General features: G+C 71.3%; 11 protein-coding genes. 2 read left to right on the forward strand and 9 right to left on the reverse strand.

Going from position 1 to position 15,169, the window contains the following annotated elements; all coding sequences use genetic code 11:
• Nucleotides 1-17 precede the first annotated feature (17 nt).
• On the reverse strand, nucleotides 18-440 hold the full coding sequence (locus ACH4OW_RS10375; protein ID WP_360124142.1) for a DUF6278 family protein: 423 nt from the start codon (nucleotides 438-440) through the stop codon (nucleotides 18-20).
• Nucleotides 441-574: 134 nt separating this feature from the next.
• Between ACH4OW_RS10375 and ACH4OW_RS10380 the strand changes: the two genes are divergently transcribed.
• Nucleotides 575-2,452: an SGNH/GDSL hydrolase family protein gene (locus ACH4OW_RS10380; RefSeq protein WP_398026527.1), complete on the forward strand. Its 1,878-nt coding sequence runs from the start codon at nucleotides 575-577 to the stop codon at nucleotides 2,450-2,452.
• Here ACH4OW_RS10380 and ACH4OW_RS10385 read toward each other — a convergent pair.
• From ACH4OW_RS10385 to ACH4OW_RS10405, 5 genes are all read right to left on the reverse strand, one after another.
• Nucleotides 2,449-3,228 (reverse strand): exodeoxyribonuclease III, encoded by a 780-nt coding sequence (locus tag ACH4OW_RS10385; protein WP_398026529.1) that lies wholly within the window; start codon nucleotides 3,226-3,228, stop codon nucleotides 2,449-2,451. The genes ACH4OW_RS10380 and ACH4OW_RS10385 overlap by 4 nt on opposite strands.
• Nucleotides 3,229-3,272: 44 nt before the next feature.
• Entirely contained in the window at nucleotides 3,273-3,926 is a 654-nt protein-coding gene (locus tag ACH4OW_RS10390; RefSeq protein WP_360124151.1) for an MBL fold metallo-hydrolase, read from the reverse strand.
• An 89-nt stretch (nucleotides 3,927-4,015) separates the two neighbouring features.
• The gene (gene pcaC / locus ACH4OW_RS10395; protein WP_398026531.1) at nucleotides 4,016-5,311 is read right to left on the reverse strand and encodes a 4-carboxymuconolactone decarboxylase; all 1,296 of its coding nucleotides are present in this window, start codon (nucleotides 5,309-5,311) and stop codon (nucleotides 4,016-4,018) included.
• 95 nt (nucleotides 5,312-5,406) lie between these two features.
• The gene (locus ACH4OW_RS10400; protein ID WP_398026533.1) at nucleotides 5,407-6,003 is read right to left on the reverse strand and encodes an NADPH-dependent F420 reductase; all 597 of its coding nucleotides are present in this window, start codon (nucleotides 6,001-6,003) and stop codon (nucleotides 5,407-5,409) included.
• A 39-nt stretch (nucleotides 6,004-6,042) separates the two neighbouring features.
• Nucleotides 6,043-6,876, reverse strand: a complete 834-nt coding sequence (locus ACH4OW_RS10405) for an inositol monophosphatase family protein (RefSeq protein ID WP_398026535.1) — start codon at nucleotides 6,874-6,876, stop codon at nucleotides 6,043-6,045.
• 137 nt (nucleotides 6,877-7,013) lie between these two features.
• Between ACH4OW_RS10405 and ACH4OW_RS10410 the strand changes: the two genes are divergently transcribed.
• Complete coding sequence (locus ACH4OW_RS10410) at nucleotides 7,014-7,943, forward strand: LysR family transcriptional regulator (RefSeq protein WP_398026537.1); 930 nt, start codon at nucleotides 7,014-7,016, stop codon at nucleotides 7,941-7,943.
• A gap of 216 nt (nucleotides 7,944-8,159) precedes the next feature.
• On the opposite strand, the gene ACH4OW_RS10415 is transcribed toward ACH4OW_RS10410, so the two are convergent.
• The 3 genes from ACH4OW_RS10415 to ACH4OW_RS10425 form a co-directional block, all read right to left on the reverse strand.
• Complete coding sequence (locus tag ACH4OW_RS10415; RefSeq protein ID WP_398026539.1) at nucleotides 8,160-10,787, reverse strand: RICIN domain-containing protein; 2,628 nt, start codon at nucleotides 10,785-10,787, stop codon at nucleotides 8,160-8,162.
• 41 nt (nucleotides 10,788-10,828) lie between these two features.
• Nucleotides 10,829-13,255: a non-reducing end alpha-L-arabinofuranosidase family hydrolase gene (locus tag ACH4OW_RS10420; RefSeq protein WP_398026541.1), complete on the reverse strand. Its 2,427-nt coding sequence runs from the start codon at nucleotides 13,253-13,255 to the stop codon at nucleotides 10,829-10,831.
• Nucleotides 13,256-13,504: 249 nt separating this feature from the next.
• Nucleotides 13,505-15,070 carry a sigma-70 family RNA polymerase sigma factor gene (locus ACH4OW_RS10425; RefSeq protein ID WP_398026543.1) on the reverse strand — a complete coding sequence of 522 codons (1,566 nt, stop codon included), beginning with the start codon at nucleotides 15,068-15,070 and terminating at the stop codon, nucleotides 13,505-13,507.
• Between the last annotated feature and the right edge of the window lie 99 nt (nucleotides 15,071-15,169).

Below are 15,169 nucleotides of genomic sequence, written 5' to 3' on the forward strand. Positions count from 1 at the left end.
GCGGCCGTGACGCGGGATCAGCTCTCGGCGGCCTCCGCGTAGAGCTGGCACAGTTCGGGAGCGCCGTTGGCCGCCCAGTCCCGGCCCGCTGTCACCACGTCCACCTCCCGGCCGGACGCCAGCCGCACCACCGGCTCACCGCCGGGCCACACCTTCCAGGCCGCGCCGGGCACCGTACGCACCAGCACCGTGCCCAGGTAGCAGCCCGCGTCGTTGCCGAGCCAGGTCACCACGTCGGGGTCGTCGCGCCACGCGGGCCGCAGCTGGTCCAGCGCCTCCAACGAGTGCACCGAGTCGTCCAGTTCCACGCCTTCGGTCTGGGCCTGGGCGCGCAGCAGCTCGCACTCCGCCAGGAGCATCGCCGCGCCTTCGGGGTCGTCTTCGACAACAGGGCCCGCTTCCGGGCGCTTGCGCCACTTGTCCAGGAAAGACATGTTCATGGGCGTAGCGTCCCACCCGGGCCGGGGCGGTGGCCACAGGCGCGCGGCAGGCCGGTGGCCGGATCACCGTCCCCCGGCCGCCGGCTCCGGCCGGTCCCGGTCCCCGTGCCCGGCGACACCGGAAGGAACACCGTATGCGCGTACGACTGCGGGGTGTGGTCCTCGCCCCGGTACTTTCCTGTGCTCTCACCTCCGCGGCGGCCCCGGAGCCACCGCATCGGCCCGCCGAACCGGCCCCGCTGGAAAGGCTCTTCGACAACACGGCGGTCAGCGAACCGTCCGACCCGGCGTCGGCGGACTTCGACGGCGCCGGCAACTCGCTGTCCGCGCGCGATCTCGCCGCGGCCGGCTGGACGCCGGGCCGGGTGCTCACCTTCGACGCGGCCCGATTGCGGTGGCCGTGCGCCCGCGCGGGCCGCCCCGACAACGTGCGGGCCGACGGCCAGGCGGTACGGCTGAGCGGGCGCGGCGACGCGCTGTCCCTGCTCGTCGCGGCAACGGGCGGCGCGGCGACCGGGAGCGGCACGGTCCGCTACCGGGACGGGTCGCGCAGCACGTACCGGCTGACCGCGCCGGACTGGCGTACGGGACCGCTGAGCACCAAGGCCGTGGCGCTGCCGCACGTCAACACGCCCGGCGGCCAACGGGCGGAGCGGACGCGGCTGTACGTGGTGAGCGTGCCGGTGGCGCGCGGACGCGAGGTGGCCGCGCTCGTCCTCCCCAGGGACCCGGGCCCGAGCGCCGACCTGCACGTCTTCGCCGCCGCCGTGCGCGACAACAGTGCTTCGTGGACCGGCAGTTGGGGAGAGAGCACGGCCGGGTACACGAAGACCGGGCCATGGCGGGACCAGACGCTGCGGCTGGTCGTGCACAGCAGCGCGGGCGGGCCGCGGGTCCGGGCCCGGCTGGCGAACACCTTCGCGTCGGCGCCGGTGGACATCGGGGCGGCGAGCGTGGCCGTCCAAGGCGCGGGCGGCGGAGCCGGAGCGGCGCGCCGGCCCGTACCGCTGACGTTCGACGGGCGGCGGGGCGTACGCATCCCGGCCGGCGCCCAGGCGTTCAGCGATCCGCTGGGCTTCCCCATACCCCCGGGCCGCAACCTCCTGATCAGCCTCCACCTGCCGGGCACGGTGACGGCGGCGCCGGTGCACCGGGAGTCCCGGCAGGTCTCCTACGTCAGCGCGGCGGGCAGCGGAGACCGTACGGGTGAGACCGGCGGCGCCTCGTACCCGGGCACGCTGACCGGCTGGCCGTTCCTGACCGGGGTGGACGTCTCCGGCGGCCCCGGGTCGGTCGTGACGCTCGGCGACTCCGTCACCGACGGCCAGAGCTCGACGCCGGGCGCCAACCGCCGCTGGCCCGACGTGCTGGCCCGCCGCCTCCGGGCACAGCACCTGCTGCCGCGCTACGGCGTCGTCAACAGCGGCATCGCGGCGAACCGGGTCGTCACGGACCGCTACCCGGGTGACGGCGTGAGCACCGACACCGGCGGGGTCAGCGCCCGGCACCGGCTGGAGCGGGACGTGCTGGCCCAGCCGTCGGTCCGTACCGTCGTGGTCTTCGAGGGCGTCAACGACGTCCGCGCGGGGACCCCGGCGAGCGAGGTCCTGGCGGGGCTGCGGTCCATCGCCCGGCGCGCGCACGAGCGCGGGCTGCGGGTGGTGGCCGCTACCATCGCGCCGTGCGAGGGTTTCCCGGACTGCACGGCGGCGGTCGAGGAACGGCGCACCGCCGTGAACGCCGCCCTCCGGGCACACGGCGCGGACTTCGACGCCGTACTCGACTTCGACGCGGTACTCCGCGACCCGCGGCGCCCGCAGCGGCTGCTGCCCGCGTACGACAGCGGCGACCACCTGCACCCCGGCGACGCGGGCCTGCGGGCGCTCGGCGAGTCGGTGGACCTGCGCGAACTCGTCCCACCGGGCCGAACCACCCCAACGCCCTGGCAACCCGGCCCAACCACCCCCATCACCCCAGCCACTCCACTCACCCCAACACGCCAATCCCCCTAAACATCCAGGTCGACGACCACCGGCGCGTGGTCCGAGGCGCCCTTGCCCTTGCGCTCCTCGCGGTCCACATAGGCGTCCGAGACGGCCTTGGCGAACGGCTCGTTGCCGTAGACCAGGTCGATGCGCATGCCCTTGTTCTTCGGGAAGCAGAGCTGGCGGTAGTCCCAGTACGTGAAGGGGCGGTCGTACTTCAAGGGGCGCGGCACGACGTCCGACAGGCCGGCCTCCCGAAGGGCGCCGAGAGCGGCGCGCTCGGCGGGCGTCACATGCGTCATGCCCTCGAAGACGGAGGTGTCCCACACGTCGTCGTCGGTGGGCGCGACGTTGAAGTCGCCGAGGACCGCGAAGGGGCGCGGCCCCGCAGCGTCCTCGGCGACGGCCGCCTTGAGCGCCTCGAACCACTGGAGCTTGTACGCGAAGTGCGCGTGGTCGATCTCCCGACCGTTGGGGACGTACACCGACCAGACGCGGGCCCGGCCGCAGGTCGCGGAGACCGCGCGCGGCTCCTGCACCCCTTCGTAATCCGGGCCGCCGGCCAGGCCGGGGGTCACGTCCTCCAGGCCCACCCGCGACAGCAGCGCGACGCCGTTCCACCGTCCGGTGGCGTTCACGGCGGCCTCGTAGCCCAGCTCGCGCAGCTGGTCGTACGGGAACTGCTCGGCCGAGCACTTGGTCTCCTGGATGCACAGCACGTCCGTGCCGGTGTTCTCCAGCCAGGCCAGCAGCCTCGGGAGGCGGGCGGTGATCGAATTGACGTTCCAGGTCGCGATGCGCATGTCCGTAAACCTACAGCGGGGGTGTGACAGCCGGCGTCAGGCGCTCAGCTCAAGCCGGTGTGCTCGCCGGGCGTCAGGCGGTCGTGCTGGGCGCCCCCGAGCTTCTCGATCATGCCGTCGTACACCGGGCGGGCGTGGTCCTGGAGCAGGCTGTCGTGGATGTCGATCGAGCGGCGCGGCCGGACCTCGCGGACGTAGTCGATCACCTCGGCGACCTTGTTCCAGGGCGCGTGCACGGGCAGCAGCAGCGTGTCGACCGTACGGCCCTGCGGGACGGTGAGCGCGTCACCCGGGTGGAAGACGGTGCCGCCGTCGTCCTCAGTGGTGATCAGGTAGCCGACATTCGTGATCCGCGGAATGTCCGGGTGAATGACAGCGTGCAGCTGCCCGTGCACCTCGACGTCGAAGCCGGCGGCGGTGAAGGTGTCCCCCTCACCGACCGTGTGCACCCGCCCGGGGAAGGCGGCGGAAATCTGCTCGGCGACACTGGACAGGGTCCAGATCTCGGCCCCGCGGTTCGCCTCCATGCCCGCGCGCAGCCGCTCCTCGTTGAAGTGGTCCATGTGCTCGTGGGTGATCAGGATCGCGTCGGCGCCGACCGCCGCGTCCGGCTCGCTGAAGAGCCCGGGGTCGATGACGAGCACCTGCCCGTCCTTCTCCAGGCGGACACAGGCGTGGGTCTTCTTCGTGAGTTCCATGCCCCCCATCTTGCCGCGCGGGGGTACGCCGGGCCGCGAAGGGGCGCGCGAGGAGCCGGGGCAGCCCTCGGGGTGGTCTCCTTACCGGGTCAGCCCTCCGGGGTGGTCTCCTCGCGTATGACGCGCTGGGCCACCGCGAACGCGGCGTCGGCCGCGGGAACACCGCAGTAGACCGCGGTGTGCAGCAGGACTTCCTTGATCTCCGTGGGCGTGAGCCCGTTGCGGAGCGCGGCGCGGGTGTGCAGGGCCAGCTCGTCCTGGTGACCGCGGGCGACCAGCGCGGTCAGGGTGACGATGCTGCGCGTACGCCGGTCCAGCCCCGGCCGGGACCACATCTCGCCCCACGCGTACCGGTTCACGAACTCCTGGAACTCCCCGGTGAAGTCGTCGGCCGTCTCCTCCACCCGGTCCATGTGCGCGTCGCCGAGCACCTCGCGGCGCACCTTGACCCCCCGCTCGTACGCGCCGCCCCTGGCCACCTCCGGCTGCGCGATGCCGGACTCGATGGCCGCGGGCGCCACCACCGGGAGCGGCGGCGCGGGCGCGAGCACCTGCTTGGGCACGGCGGCGCCGATCGCGGTCTGCCCCGTGGCGCCCGGCTTGTCGAGCCAGGCGGCGGTGAAGTGCCGGATGAGCAGCTCGGTGACGGCGGCGGGCTGCTCGACGGGCGCCAGATGGGACGTACCGGGAACCAGCGCCAGGCTCGCGTCCGGGATGCCGGCCACCAGGGTGCGGGCGTCGGTGGTCGGCGTGACCTGGTCCTCGGAGCCGACGACGACGAGGGTCGGCACCCCGATCCGCTGGAGCGAGGAACGGACGTCGAAGGCGGCCATCGCCTCACAGGCGGCGATGTAGCACCCCGGATCGGTGGTGCGCACCATCTGGACGGCCCACTCGACGATGGCGGGCTGCGCCCCCGCGAACCCGGTGGTGAACCAGCGCTCGGGCGAGGTGCGGGCGATCGGGTCGAGCCCGTTCGTACGGACCACCACGCCGCGCTGCCGCCAGGAGTCGGCGGTCCCGTAGCGCGGGGAGGACGAGATGAGAGCGAGCGAGGTGACACGCTGCGGCCGGGTCAGCGCGAGCTGGGCACCGATCGCGCCACCGGCGGAACACCCCGCGTAGCCGAAGCGGTCCACACCCAGCACGTCGAGGGTGGCCACAAGCCGGTCGGCCAGCTCGGCGACGGAAGCGGCGGGATAAGCGGGCGAACCGCCATGACCGGGCAAATCGAACCGCACGACACGCCAGTGCCGCGCCAACTCGGGAACCTGCCGATCCCACATATGCCACGTCGTCCCCAGCGCCGCACCCAAAACCAGACAAGGTGCGTCTTCCGGCCCGTCAGCACGGTATTGCAGGGTCTTCACCGTCGTCTCACTCACCCGGCTGACCCTCTCATCCGTCACGGGCGCCCGTATAACAGGGGGTCGGTAGACACCGTCCGGCCCAGGTCGGTTGGAAGAGCCGCCTCGGGCTTTCAGCGGGTGATCGAGATTGCGAAGGGCGCGAATCCGCTGGAGCGGATCACGTGCGGTACGAACAGGACGGCGGCCTCGGTGGCCCGTGCGGTCTCGATCCCGCCGAGGTCCGTGATCCACTCCTGCTGCCAGCCGAGGTCGGCGAGAAGCCCGCGTACGACCTGCTTGGCCTCCGGGTCCTCGCCGGAGAGGAAGGCGGTCGGTGGCTGGGTGAGCGCGGCGGGCGCGGTCATCACCGTGTAGAGCATCGTGTTGAGCGTCTTGACGACGCGCGTGCCGGTGAGGGCTTCTTGGAGGTGCTCCGCGAGGCTTGAGCCGGGGTAGAGCAGGCCGGCCGGCAGCCCGTCCGGTCCGTCGACGGTGGCGTTGGAGACGTCCACGAGAATCTTGCCCCGCAGTTCCTCGCGCAGTGCGACGAGCCGCTCCAACGATCCGGCGCCCGGGGTGGCGTTGATGACGACCTGCGCTGTCCGGGCGGCGTCGGCGGCAGAGCCCGGTGAGCGGTCCGCCACGGTCACCTCGTGCCCGGCCCCGGTGAGGGTTCGGGCGAGACTGCCGCCGACGCGGCCGTTTCCGAGAACGGCGATCTTGGTCATGCCGATGTGGTCCTTCCGGTGTGGTGGTTCTCTTGGGAGTCAGCGGGAGAGCGTGGTGACGGCTTCGGTGTGTACGCCGGGCGCGGCGGCCAGGAAGCTCTCGCTCTGCGGGGTCCAGGGGCGGCCCTCGGCGTCGGATATCCGTCCGCCGGCCTCGGCGACGAGCAGCGCTCCGGGAAGCAGGTCCGCGCGGGCCCCGGCGAACTGCCAGAAGGCGTCGATCCGGCCGGCGGCCACGTTCAGCAGATGCAGGGTGGCGGGCACGGAGGTCCGTACCACGAGCGCGTCGAAGAGCATCGCGGTGATCGAGGAGCCGATGCGCCGCACGACCTGCTCGTCCTCGTCCGGCCTGGCCTGGCTCGTGGCCACGAGGCTCAAGCCGAGGTCCGCGGTCCGGGACACGCGCAGCGGGCGGCCGTCGAGCCGGGCGCCGGCACCGGCGAGTGCGGTGTAGGTCTCCCCGGTCAACGGCAGGTGCACCGCGGTGAGTACCGGCTGGTTGTCGCGTACGAGCGTGGCGGTCACCGCCCACTCCGGCAGGGCGTGCAGGTGGTTGACGTTGCCTTCGGCCGGGTCCAGCACCCACCATTCGCCGGGGGGCAGGGCACCGCCCGCCAACTCGTCCTCCACGAAGCGGGCGTCCGGGCGCAGGAGGGTGAGGCGGGGGCGCAGGACGTCGAGGGCCGCGTCGTCGTTGGCGGCGAGCGCGCGCATCAGCTCTTCGCGGGTCCGGTAGCGGACCACGTCGCCGAACCGCTCCCGCAGCACCGAAGCGGCCGCGCGCACGGCGATCGCCGTCTGTGCGAGCAGGTCGGCGTCGGACGCGGAACCGGCGGTTGCAGCGCTTGGGGTGCTCTGCATCGATTCGGGCATGGCGGTGCTCCCATCCGAGAAGGGGGTGATGAGGCGGGCTGAGCGAGGACTTGTGTTCCTTTCGCGCCCGCATTTCGAAGGTATGAGGACCGATCGTTAACCACAAGTGCATGTAAAGCACGGCTAGCATGACTCCCATGCAATTGGATCTGAACCTGCTCGCCGCGCTCGACGCGCTCCTGGAGGAAGGCAGCGTGGCGGGCGCCGCTGAGCGCCTGCACGTCACCGCCCCCGCGATGAGCCGGAGCCTCGGCCGGATCCGGCGCACGACAGGGGATCAGATCCTGGTACGTACCGGGCGCACGATGACCCCGACGCCGTACGCGATCGCCATCCGGGAACAGGTGCACGAGCTGCTACAGCAGGTCCGAGGCGTGCTGGCACCGAGCCGCGAACTCGACCTCACGACCCTTGAGCGCACCTTCACACTCCGCTGGCACGATTCACTCGTCGCACTCGGTGGCCCCGCGCTTCTCGCGGCCGTACGCGAGCAGGCGCCGGGCGTGCGTCTGCGTTTCCTCGCGGAATCGAGCATCGACACTCCCGAGCTGCGCCGCGGTGAGGTCGACTTGGAGGCGAACGCGAACCGCCCGACCGCACCCGACATTCGCGCCGACCGGGTGGCCGAGACCCGGCACGTCATCGTCGTGCGGCAGGGCCACCCGCTCACCCGGGTCAAGGCCGTCACCGCCGCGCGGTACGCCGCGGCCGAGCACGTCACCGTCTCGCGGCGCGGAAGGCTCGGCAATGCCCTGGACGACGCTCTCGCGCGGCTCGGCCTCACCCGCCGGGTAGTGGCGACCGCGCCCACCGAAAGCACCGCCTTCGAGTTCGTGCGCGACTCCGACCTCCTCGTCACAGCCCCCGAATCGACGACGCGTGCAACGGCCACGGCCCTCGGGCTGACTCTGCTCCCCCTGCCGTTCGAGCTGCCGTCGGCCTCGGTGTACCTGTCATGGCATCAGCGCTATGACAGCGACCCCGCACACGTCTGGCTACGCGATCTGGCGCGGACCGCATTGGCGCCCCGACGTGACCCACACCGGGATCCGCCCGGAATGGGATGAGCCGGCCGGAGGGTCCACCCCGCCACCTCGGCGACTTCAACAAGGTCCACGCTGCAATCTCGTGCTCCATGCCCCCCGCCAGAGGTCCCGCTCCACAGCAGAAGGCAGACAGCCGCCCCTCCCACCGGGATGTCGCATCGGTCAGGAGGGGCGGCTGTCTCTTGCTGTCAGCGCGTCAGCTCACGCGTCGTACGTGCATCCGCTCTGGCGTCGGGGTCAGGACGGGTCGCCGTACTGGAGGCCGCGTCCGTTGGTGCCGATGTAGACGCGGCCGAAGGTGTCGGGGTCACCGGTGATGACGCCGGCGCCGCTGATGTTGCCCCACTGGTGGTCGTCGTCGTTGACGCGGAGCCAGGTGGCGCCCTTGTCGGTGGAGCGGAAGACCCCGCTGACGTCGTTGACGGTGCCGATCATGTACAGGGCCTGGTAGGAGGCGCCCGGTGCGGCCTTGCCGAAGCCGAGGGCGGCGGCCGACTTCACCGTGGTGAGTCTGGCGAAGGTGCGGCCGCCATCGGTGGAGTGCAGCAGGCCGTGGTCACCGCCGGCGATCCACAGGTCGCCCGCGACGCCGGGAACGGCGGTGAGCCGGCCGTCGGCGGGAAGGCCGGTGGCCCGGGCGGTGAAGGTCGCTCCGCCGTCGGTGCTGGCGTGTAGCGTGCCGCCGGCCAGCGAGTAGAACGTGCCGGCCGAGGAGCGGTCGGCGACGACCACGGCGCCGGCGCCCAGGCCACCGACCTTCGACCAGCTCGTTCCCTTGTCGGTCGAGCGGTACGGGACCTGTCCGGTCTCGGTCCATACGATGCTCGAACCGTCCGCCGCAAGCGCGACCTGGCCGCTGTCGGCGCCGGCCACCGGCTCTGACCGGAAGCCGGTCCAGTTGTTGCCGCCGTCGGTGGAGTAGGCGCCGTCCTGCGCGCCGCCACGGCCGACACGGACCATCACCGAGGGGTTGGCCTGGGCGAAGTCGATGTCGGTGCTGTTGGTCATCATCGGGTTGTTCATCCGCCCGGCGGGCACCTTGGTCAGGTCGTCGTGGCGGAAGCCGCCCTGGTCGCCCATGGCGGTGATGACGGTGGCGCCGCCGGGCGGGGCGATCGCGTCCATCAGCGCGGTCTCCTCAAGGCCGCGCGCGCCCACGGTCCAGTGGCTGGTGCCGCCGCTGTCGGTGGCGTCGGCGTCCTTGCTGCGCCAGATGCCGTTGCCGGTGCCGTACAGCACGTGCCCGGAGTCGGAGGGGTCGATGGCCAGGGCGGTCATCCAGTGGCCGGTGTGGGTGCCGATGTACGGAGCGGCGGAGGCGTTCCGTACCGACTTCCCGGCCAGCGCCTGCCATGTCGTGCCGCCGTCGGTGCTGCGGTAGATCTCGTCCTCGGGCCACCAGCGGTCGAGGGTGGTGACCATCACCGTGGACGGCTTGCGCGGGTCGACGGCCAGGCCGGAGAAGCCGTAGCTGCCCTGGGGCGGGGAAACATTCTTCCACGCTCCGCCTGCCGGGGTGTACTTCCACACCGAGCCGGCCGTCACGCCGTTGGGTCCGAGGTTGTCGGTGTACGTCAGGTACAGCGAACCGTCACCGGAGACCACGCCGTGCTGGGGCAGCTGGCCGGTGGGCTGCCCGGAGACGGCCTTCCAGGTGCTGCCGCCGTCGGTGGAGCGGTAGAGGGAGGCCGACTTGTCCGCGACACCGACGTAGACCGTGTTGCTGCCGGCCGGCCCGTACGTCACGAAGGAGATGCCCGCACCGCTGCCCGCCCCGTCCTTGACCGGGAACGAAGAGACCTGCCGCCATGTCACCCCGTGGTCGGTGCTGCGCCACAGGCCGTTCTTACGGGTGCCCAGCAGCAGGGTGCGGTGGTCCGAGGGGTCGATCGCGAGCCGTTCGCCCGCCCCGCGGCCGTCCTCGTTGCCGCCCAACTTGAACGGCAGATCGGTGCGCTGGAAGGTGCGGCCCCGGTCGGTGGAGCGCAGGATCGCGCCGTTGCCGGCCCAGTTGTTGGTGTAGGTGCCCGTCGCGAGGTAGAGCCGGTCGGGGTCGACGGGGTCGGTGGCCAGCGCGTCGATGCCCAGCAGGTTCCAGTCCTTCTCGCCGAGCCAGTCCGTGAGCGGTATCCACTGCTCGGCCGCGGTGTCCCAGCGGTAAGCGCCGCCCATGTCGGTGCGCGCGTACAGCAGGCCCTTCTCCCGTGGGTTGAACACCAGGCCGGTGACGTAACCGCCGCCGACCACCTGGGCGTTCCTCCACGTGTACGGCCCGGCCGCGGCCGCCTGGCTGCCGGTCACCTTCACCAGCTTCCACTGCTGGTTGGTGCTGCCCTTGCCGGGATACTGGACGACCGCCGCGCCCTGGGCCGTGGCGCCTCCGGAGACGTCCAGGACCTGGCCGCTCTTGCGGGAGGTGAAGGTGACGGCGCCGGAGCCGCTCACGTCGTCGATCCGCCACTCCTGGGAGGCGGAGGAGCTGTCGGTCTGCTGCTCGGCGGCAGCCGACCGGGCGGTCGAACCGCCCGCTATACCCAGCACCTTGCCGCTGTTGCGGTTCACGAGCTCGTAGTAGCCGTCCCCGGTGGGTTTCAGTTTCCACTGCTGGTTGGTGGTGTTCTGGTCGGTCCACTGCTGGATGCGGGTGCCGTCGGCGGTGGAGAAGGCGTTGACGTCCAGCACCTTGCCGCTGCGCACGGAGACAAGCCTGTAGTAGGCACCGGCGTCGATCGTCGCGGCCTGGGAGTCCTCTTGGGTGAACAGGAGGTACGGCACGACGGCGGCCGGCACGCCGAGCACCAGGCCCGTCGCGGCTCTGCGACGGCGGTGACGCCCGCGGCGCCGCCCGTCCGTGGGGTTCTTCATGGGGAGGTGTTCTCCTTGCGTGTCACCGTGGATCGGGCAGGTCAGCGCTGCAGGGTGAGGACACCCGGCCGGTACGGGAGTCGGTCGTAGTCGCCGCCCGCCGCGGGGGACTTGCCTTGGTAGAGGAACTGCAGGTTGCAGGGGTCGATGGTCATGGTCTGGTCGGGGTTGTTGCGGACCAGGTCACCGTGGCTGATGTCGTCGGTCCAGGTGGCGCCGCTGTTGGCCTTGCCCGCGAAGGGGTTGTTCTCGCCGGTGGCCTGCGGGGTCCACGTACCGCTGAGGCTGGAGGCCGTGAACGAGCGGAAGTAGCGCCTCTGGTGCGCGCCCTTCGCCTCGACGATCATGAGGTACTGGTTTTGGCCCTGGACCTTGTAGACCTGCGGCGCCTCGAACAGCTTGTCCGGCGTGTCGCTCATGACCGTCGTGTACGAGGAGCCGAAGTTGCCCGGGAAGTTCCCGAGCGGCATGCTCGCCCGGTAGATCTTGCCGTTGTCACCGGCGAAGAAGAGGTACATGTTCTGGCCGTCGGCGATCAGGGTCTGGTCGATCGGGCCGGTGGGGGAAACGGTGCGGGGGATGCTGCCGGTGAACAGCGGCCGGGGCGCGGACCAGCCGTTCGGGTCGGTGGGGTCGCTCGACGTGCGGTAGCTGAAGGGCCACGCACCCCACTGGGACGCCAGCACCCAGACCCTCTTGGGCGCGAAGTAGAACAGGGTGGGCGCCACCGCGCCCTCTCGCATGCCCGTCTGGCCGGCCGACGCCATGTCCGACCAGTTCGTGAAGGGGCGGAAGGCCATCGAGCCGTACGAGTTTCCGGACGCGCTCGACGCGTAGACCAGGTGCTTGCCGTTGTGCACCACGCTGGTGAAGTCCTTCACCGCGGCCCACCCGTTCGAGGGCTGTGCGAGGGCACCCGTCGACTTCCACTGGTACGTCGAGGGAAGAGCACACGCGCCGCTGCCCGCCGTCGTCCCCGACGGGGCGCTCCACTTCTGGTTGGCGACGGACGCGCAGGCGTACAACTGGATCTTGGTGCCGTTCGCGGTGGCCGCGCCGACGGCGTCGAGGCACAGCCCGGACTGCACGCCGGTGATCGTGCCGTTGGTGTTGATGTTCCACTGCTGGTTGGCGCCGCCGTTGCAGTCCCAGACGACCAACGAGGTGCCGTTGGTGGCGCCCTTGTCCTTGGCGTCCAGACACTTGTTGTCGTAGACCTTCAGCTGCTTCGCGGCGGTGTAGGTCCAGCGCTGGTTGGTCCGTCCGCTGCAGTCCCACAGTTGCGCCGGGGTGCCGTTGGCGGTGGCGGAGTCGGTGGCGGAGTCGGGAATGTCGATACAGCGGCCGGAGGCCACGCCCTTGATCTCCCCGGTACCGCCGGCCGGCTTGGCCGGGGGCGTACCGGAGCCGGAATGGAGAGCGTCCATGACGGCGGTGTACGCGGGCTTCGGCCTGCCGTTGTCGTCGAACAGCAGCGGGCGCTCGTCACGGCGCCAGGAGTCGCTGTCACGGATGCCCCACACCGTGATGCCGGTACACCGGGCCACGGCCAGGCAGGCTTTCACCGTGTTCGCGTAGTGGACGGGTGGTGCCTGGGCGATGTCCAGTTCGGTGATCTGGACGTCGACGCCCAGGGCGGCGAAGGCGGCCAAGGTGGTCCTGAAGCTCGCCGGCGGGCCGCCCGCCTGGAAGTGGCTCTGGAACCCGACGCAGTCGATGGGCACGCCGCGGGACTTGAAGTCCTTGACCATGCGGTAGACGCCCTGGGTCTTGGCGTCCGACCAGTTCTCGATGTTGTAGTCGTTGTAGCAGAGCTTGACCGAGGAGTCGGCCGCACGGGCGATGCGGAACGCTTCCTCGATGTGGCCGTCGCCCAGCAGGTCCTGGAACTTCGAACTGCGGTGCTGGGAGGAGCCGTCGGCGAAGGCTTCGTTGACCACGTCCCAGGCGTAGACCTTGCCCTTGAAGTGGTTCATCTCGGTGGTGATGTGGTTCTTCATCGCGCTGCGCATGGTGTTGGCGTCGGTGATGGACTTCACCCAGCCGGGCAGCTGTTGGTACCAGACCAGGGCGTGGCCGCGTATCCGCTGCCTGTGCGCGGTGGCGTGGCCGACGATCCGGTCGGCCTGGCCGAAGGTGAAGGTGCCGCGGGAGGGCTCGGTGGCGTCCCACTTCATCTCGTTCTCCGGGGTGATCATGTTGAACTCCCGGTCGAGAATCGTGGAGTACGCCGGGTCGCCGAGCCTTCCGGCAGCCACGGCCGTACCGAAGTACCTCCCCGAGGGGGCCGCCTGCGTACTCGACGCGGCGGCTCCGGCGGAGTTGGGGAGGAGCGTCACGACTCCGCCCAGCACCGCCGCGGCCGACAGTCCTGCCATCAGTGTCCGGCGGCGTCGGCGGAGCCGGTGCGAGGCGTGGGGCCGTTCCTGTCCACCGGTCTCCCGGGGTTCGTGGGTGTGTCGCGTCATGGAAGCCGCTTTCTTCAGGGGATACGTCAACGGGATGCGGGAGACCTGCCACGCCGGCACGCCATGGCGAGCGGCGGGAAGGTCACCCCTGAAGTGGAGGCTTTCGAACCCGTGGCCCCGTAACGGAAAAGTCGCGCCGCCCGGACAATTGCCCAGTGATGCATCTCGCAGGCAGAAAGCGTTATGCCGGGCCCCGTGGTCCGGTCGTCCCCGTGGCGGTCCGGCCGGTCGGCCTTCAAGGGACGGTGCTCAGGCCCGGGCCCCGCGTGTGATGAAGGAAGCCTGGCCGGCGAAGGCCCGCGTGCCGTCGGAGCCATCGAGCCAGATGCCACCGTCGCGGTGGCGGAGGACCGATCCGGGATAGTTGTGCGCGTGCAGGGTCACCGACCCGGCGACCGTCCCGGGCCGCGGGCAGAAGGTGGCGTCTTCACGGAACAGTTGGCTGCCGTCGTTGGTGCTCAGCCGTAGCCGCAGGTACTGATGGCGAAGGTACCGGCCGTCCGCGGCGCGGAGCGTGACGCACCGTGTGTCGGCCAGTCCCCCGACGACCGTGAAGGTGACGCGTTGCGGTGCCTGCGCGCCGCCGGGCGCGGAGACTCGGCCGCCGAGCGTCGCGAAGTCGCCGGCATACGTGACGAACAGGCCGGGTTGGTCCACGGACTCCAGCGACTGCGCGCCCAGCGGAATCGTTCCTGCGACGGCGGACGGACTCGCCGGGGACGGTTTGGGCGACGCGGTGGTGCGCGAAGGGGTCGGCGTGGGGGCGCGCGACGGGGTCGGCGTGGGGGTGCCGGCCGTGGGAGCGGAGATGACGGCAGGCGCCCGGGGGGCCGGTTCGGGCCAGGCCGCGTAGGTGGCGGTCCCGGCTATGAGCACCGCGCCGGTGGCGAGGCTCACCACCGGATGAGCGGTCACCACGTGCAGTTTGCCGAGCAGCGAGCCGTGCAGACCGCTTCCCCCCGCCGCCGTGCCGACGCTGACGTGTGCCGCGGCCAGCCCGGCGGCGCCCGCGGCAGCCGTACCCGACAACAGCCCCTTGGCGGCCAGCGCGGCGAGGAGTGCGGCCGGGACGGCCAGCGGAGCGATGTTGAGAAGCAGCAGTTCGGCCGGAACCCGTTCTGTCGTCGTGCAGACCGGACAGTCACGGGTGTGCCGCGCGATCCGCTTGCGCCACACCGATGCACGGAGACCGTCCCAGCCGGCGACGGTCTCGTTCAGCTGCGGACAGCGCGGGTCCGCCTCCAGCGCGGCGACGATCGTCCGGCTCAGTTCCAGTTGCTCGCGCATGCGCTGCAAACGTACTCCGGCGTGGGCGGCACTGAGCCCCATCGCGTCGGCGATGTCCTGACGGCTCAGCAAACCGGCGCATTCCTGCCACCACAGCGACAGCAGCACCCGGTGGTCCGGGTCGAGCCACCGGGCGGCTTCGACCACCTGCCGGCGCTCGTCCGACATGTGCAGCCGCAGGATCGTCATGTCTTCGGGCGCGGCGCCGACGTGCGGTGTCCGGAGTGCCTCGTCGATGACCGTGGTCCGGTCGGCGAGAGTGCGTTGCCGGTGCCAGTGGGTATTGACCTGGCGAAGCGCGATCGACACCAGCCAGGACCGGAAACTTTCCGGGGCACGCAGGTCGGGCAGGTCGCGCACCACGCGCAGCAGGGTCTCCTGGACGACGTCGTCCACATCGGCATGTCCGCTCAGCGCCCGCCCGACGATGTTGTAGAGCAGCGGCAGGTACGTGGTGATCAACTTCTCGCGCGCCCGGTCGTCACCGGCCTGCGCCGCGACCACCAGCTCCACGTGGCCCGCGTCCATGAGCCCCATCCCACCTTCTGCAAGGAAGCGATCCGCCGAGTACGGCGGCATACCTTAGCGTCGGCAAAGGCATGCGGCCAAAGCCTGCGCCTTGGGGGG

Origin of the sequence: Streptomyces sp. NPDC017056 (assembly GCF_044332485.1) — a bacterium.
In the GTDB taxonomy this organism is placed as follows: Bacteria; Actinomycetota; Actinomycetes; order Streptomycetales; family Streptomycetaceae; genus Streptomyces.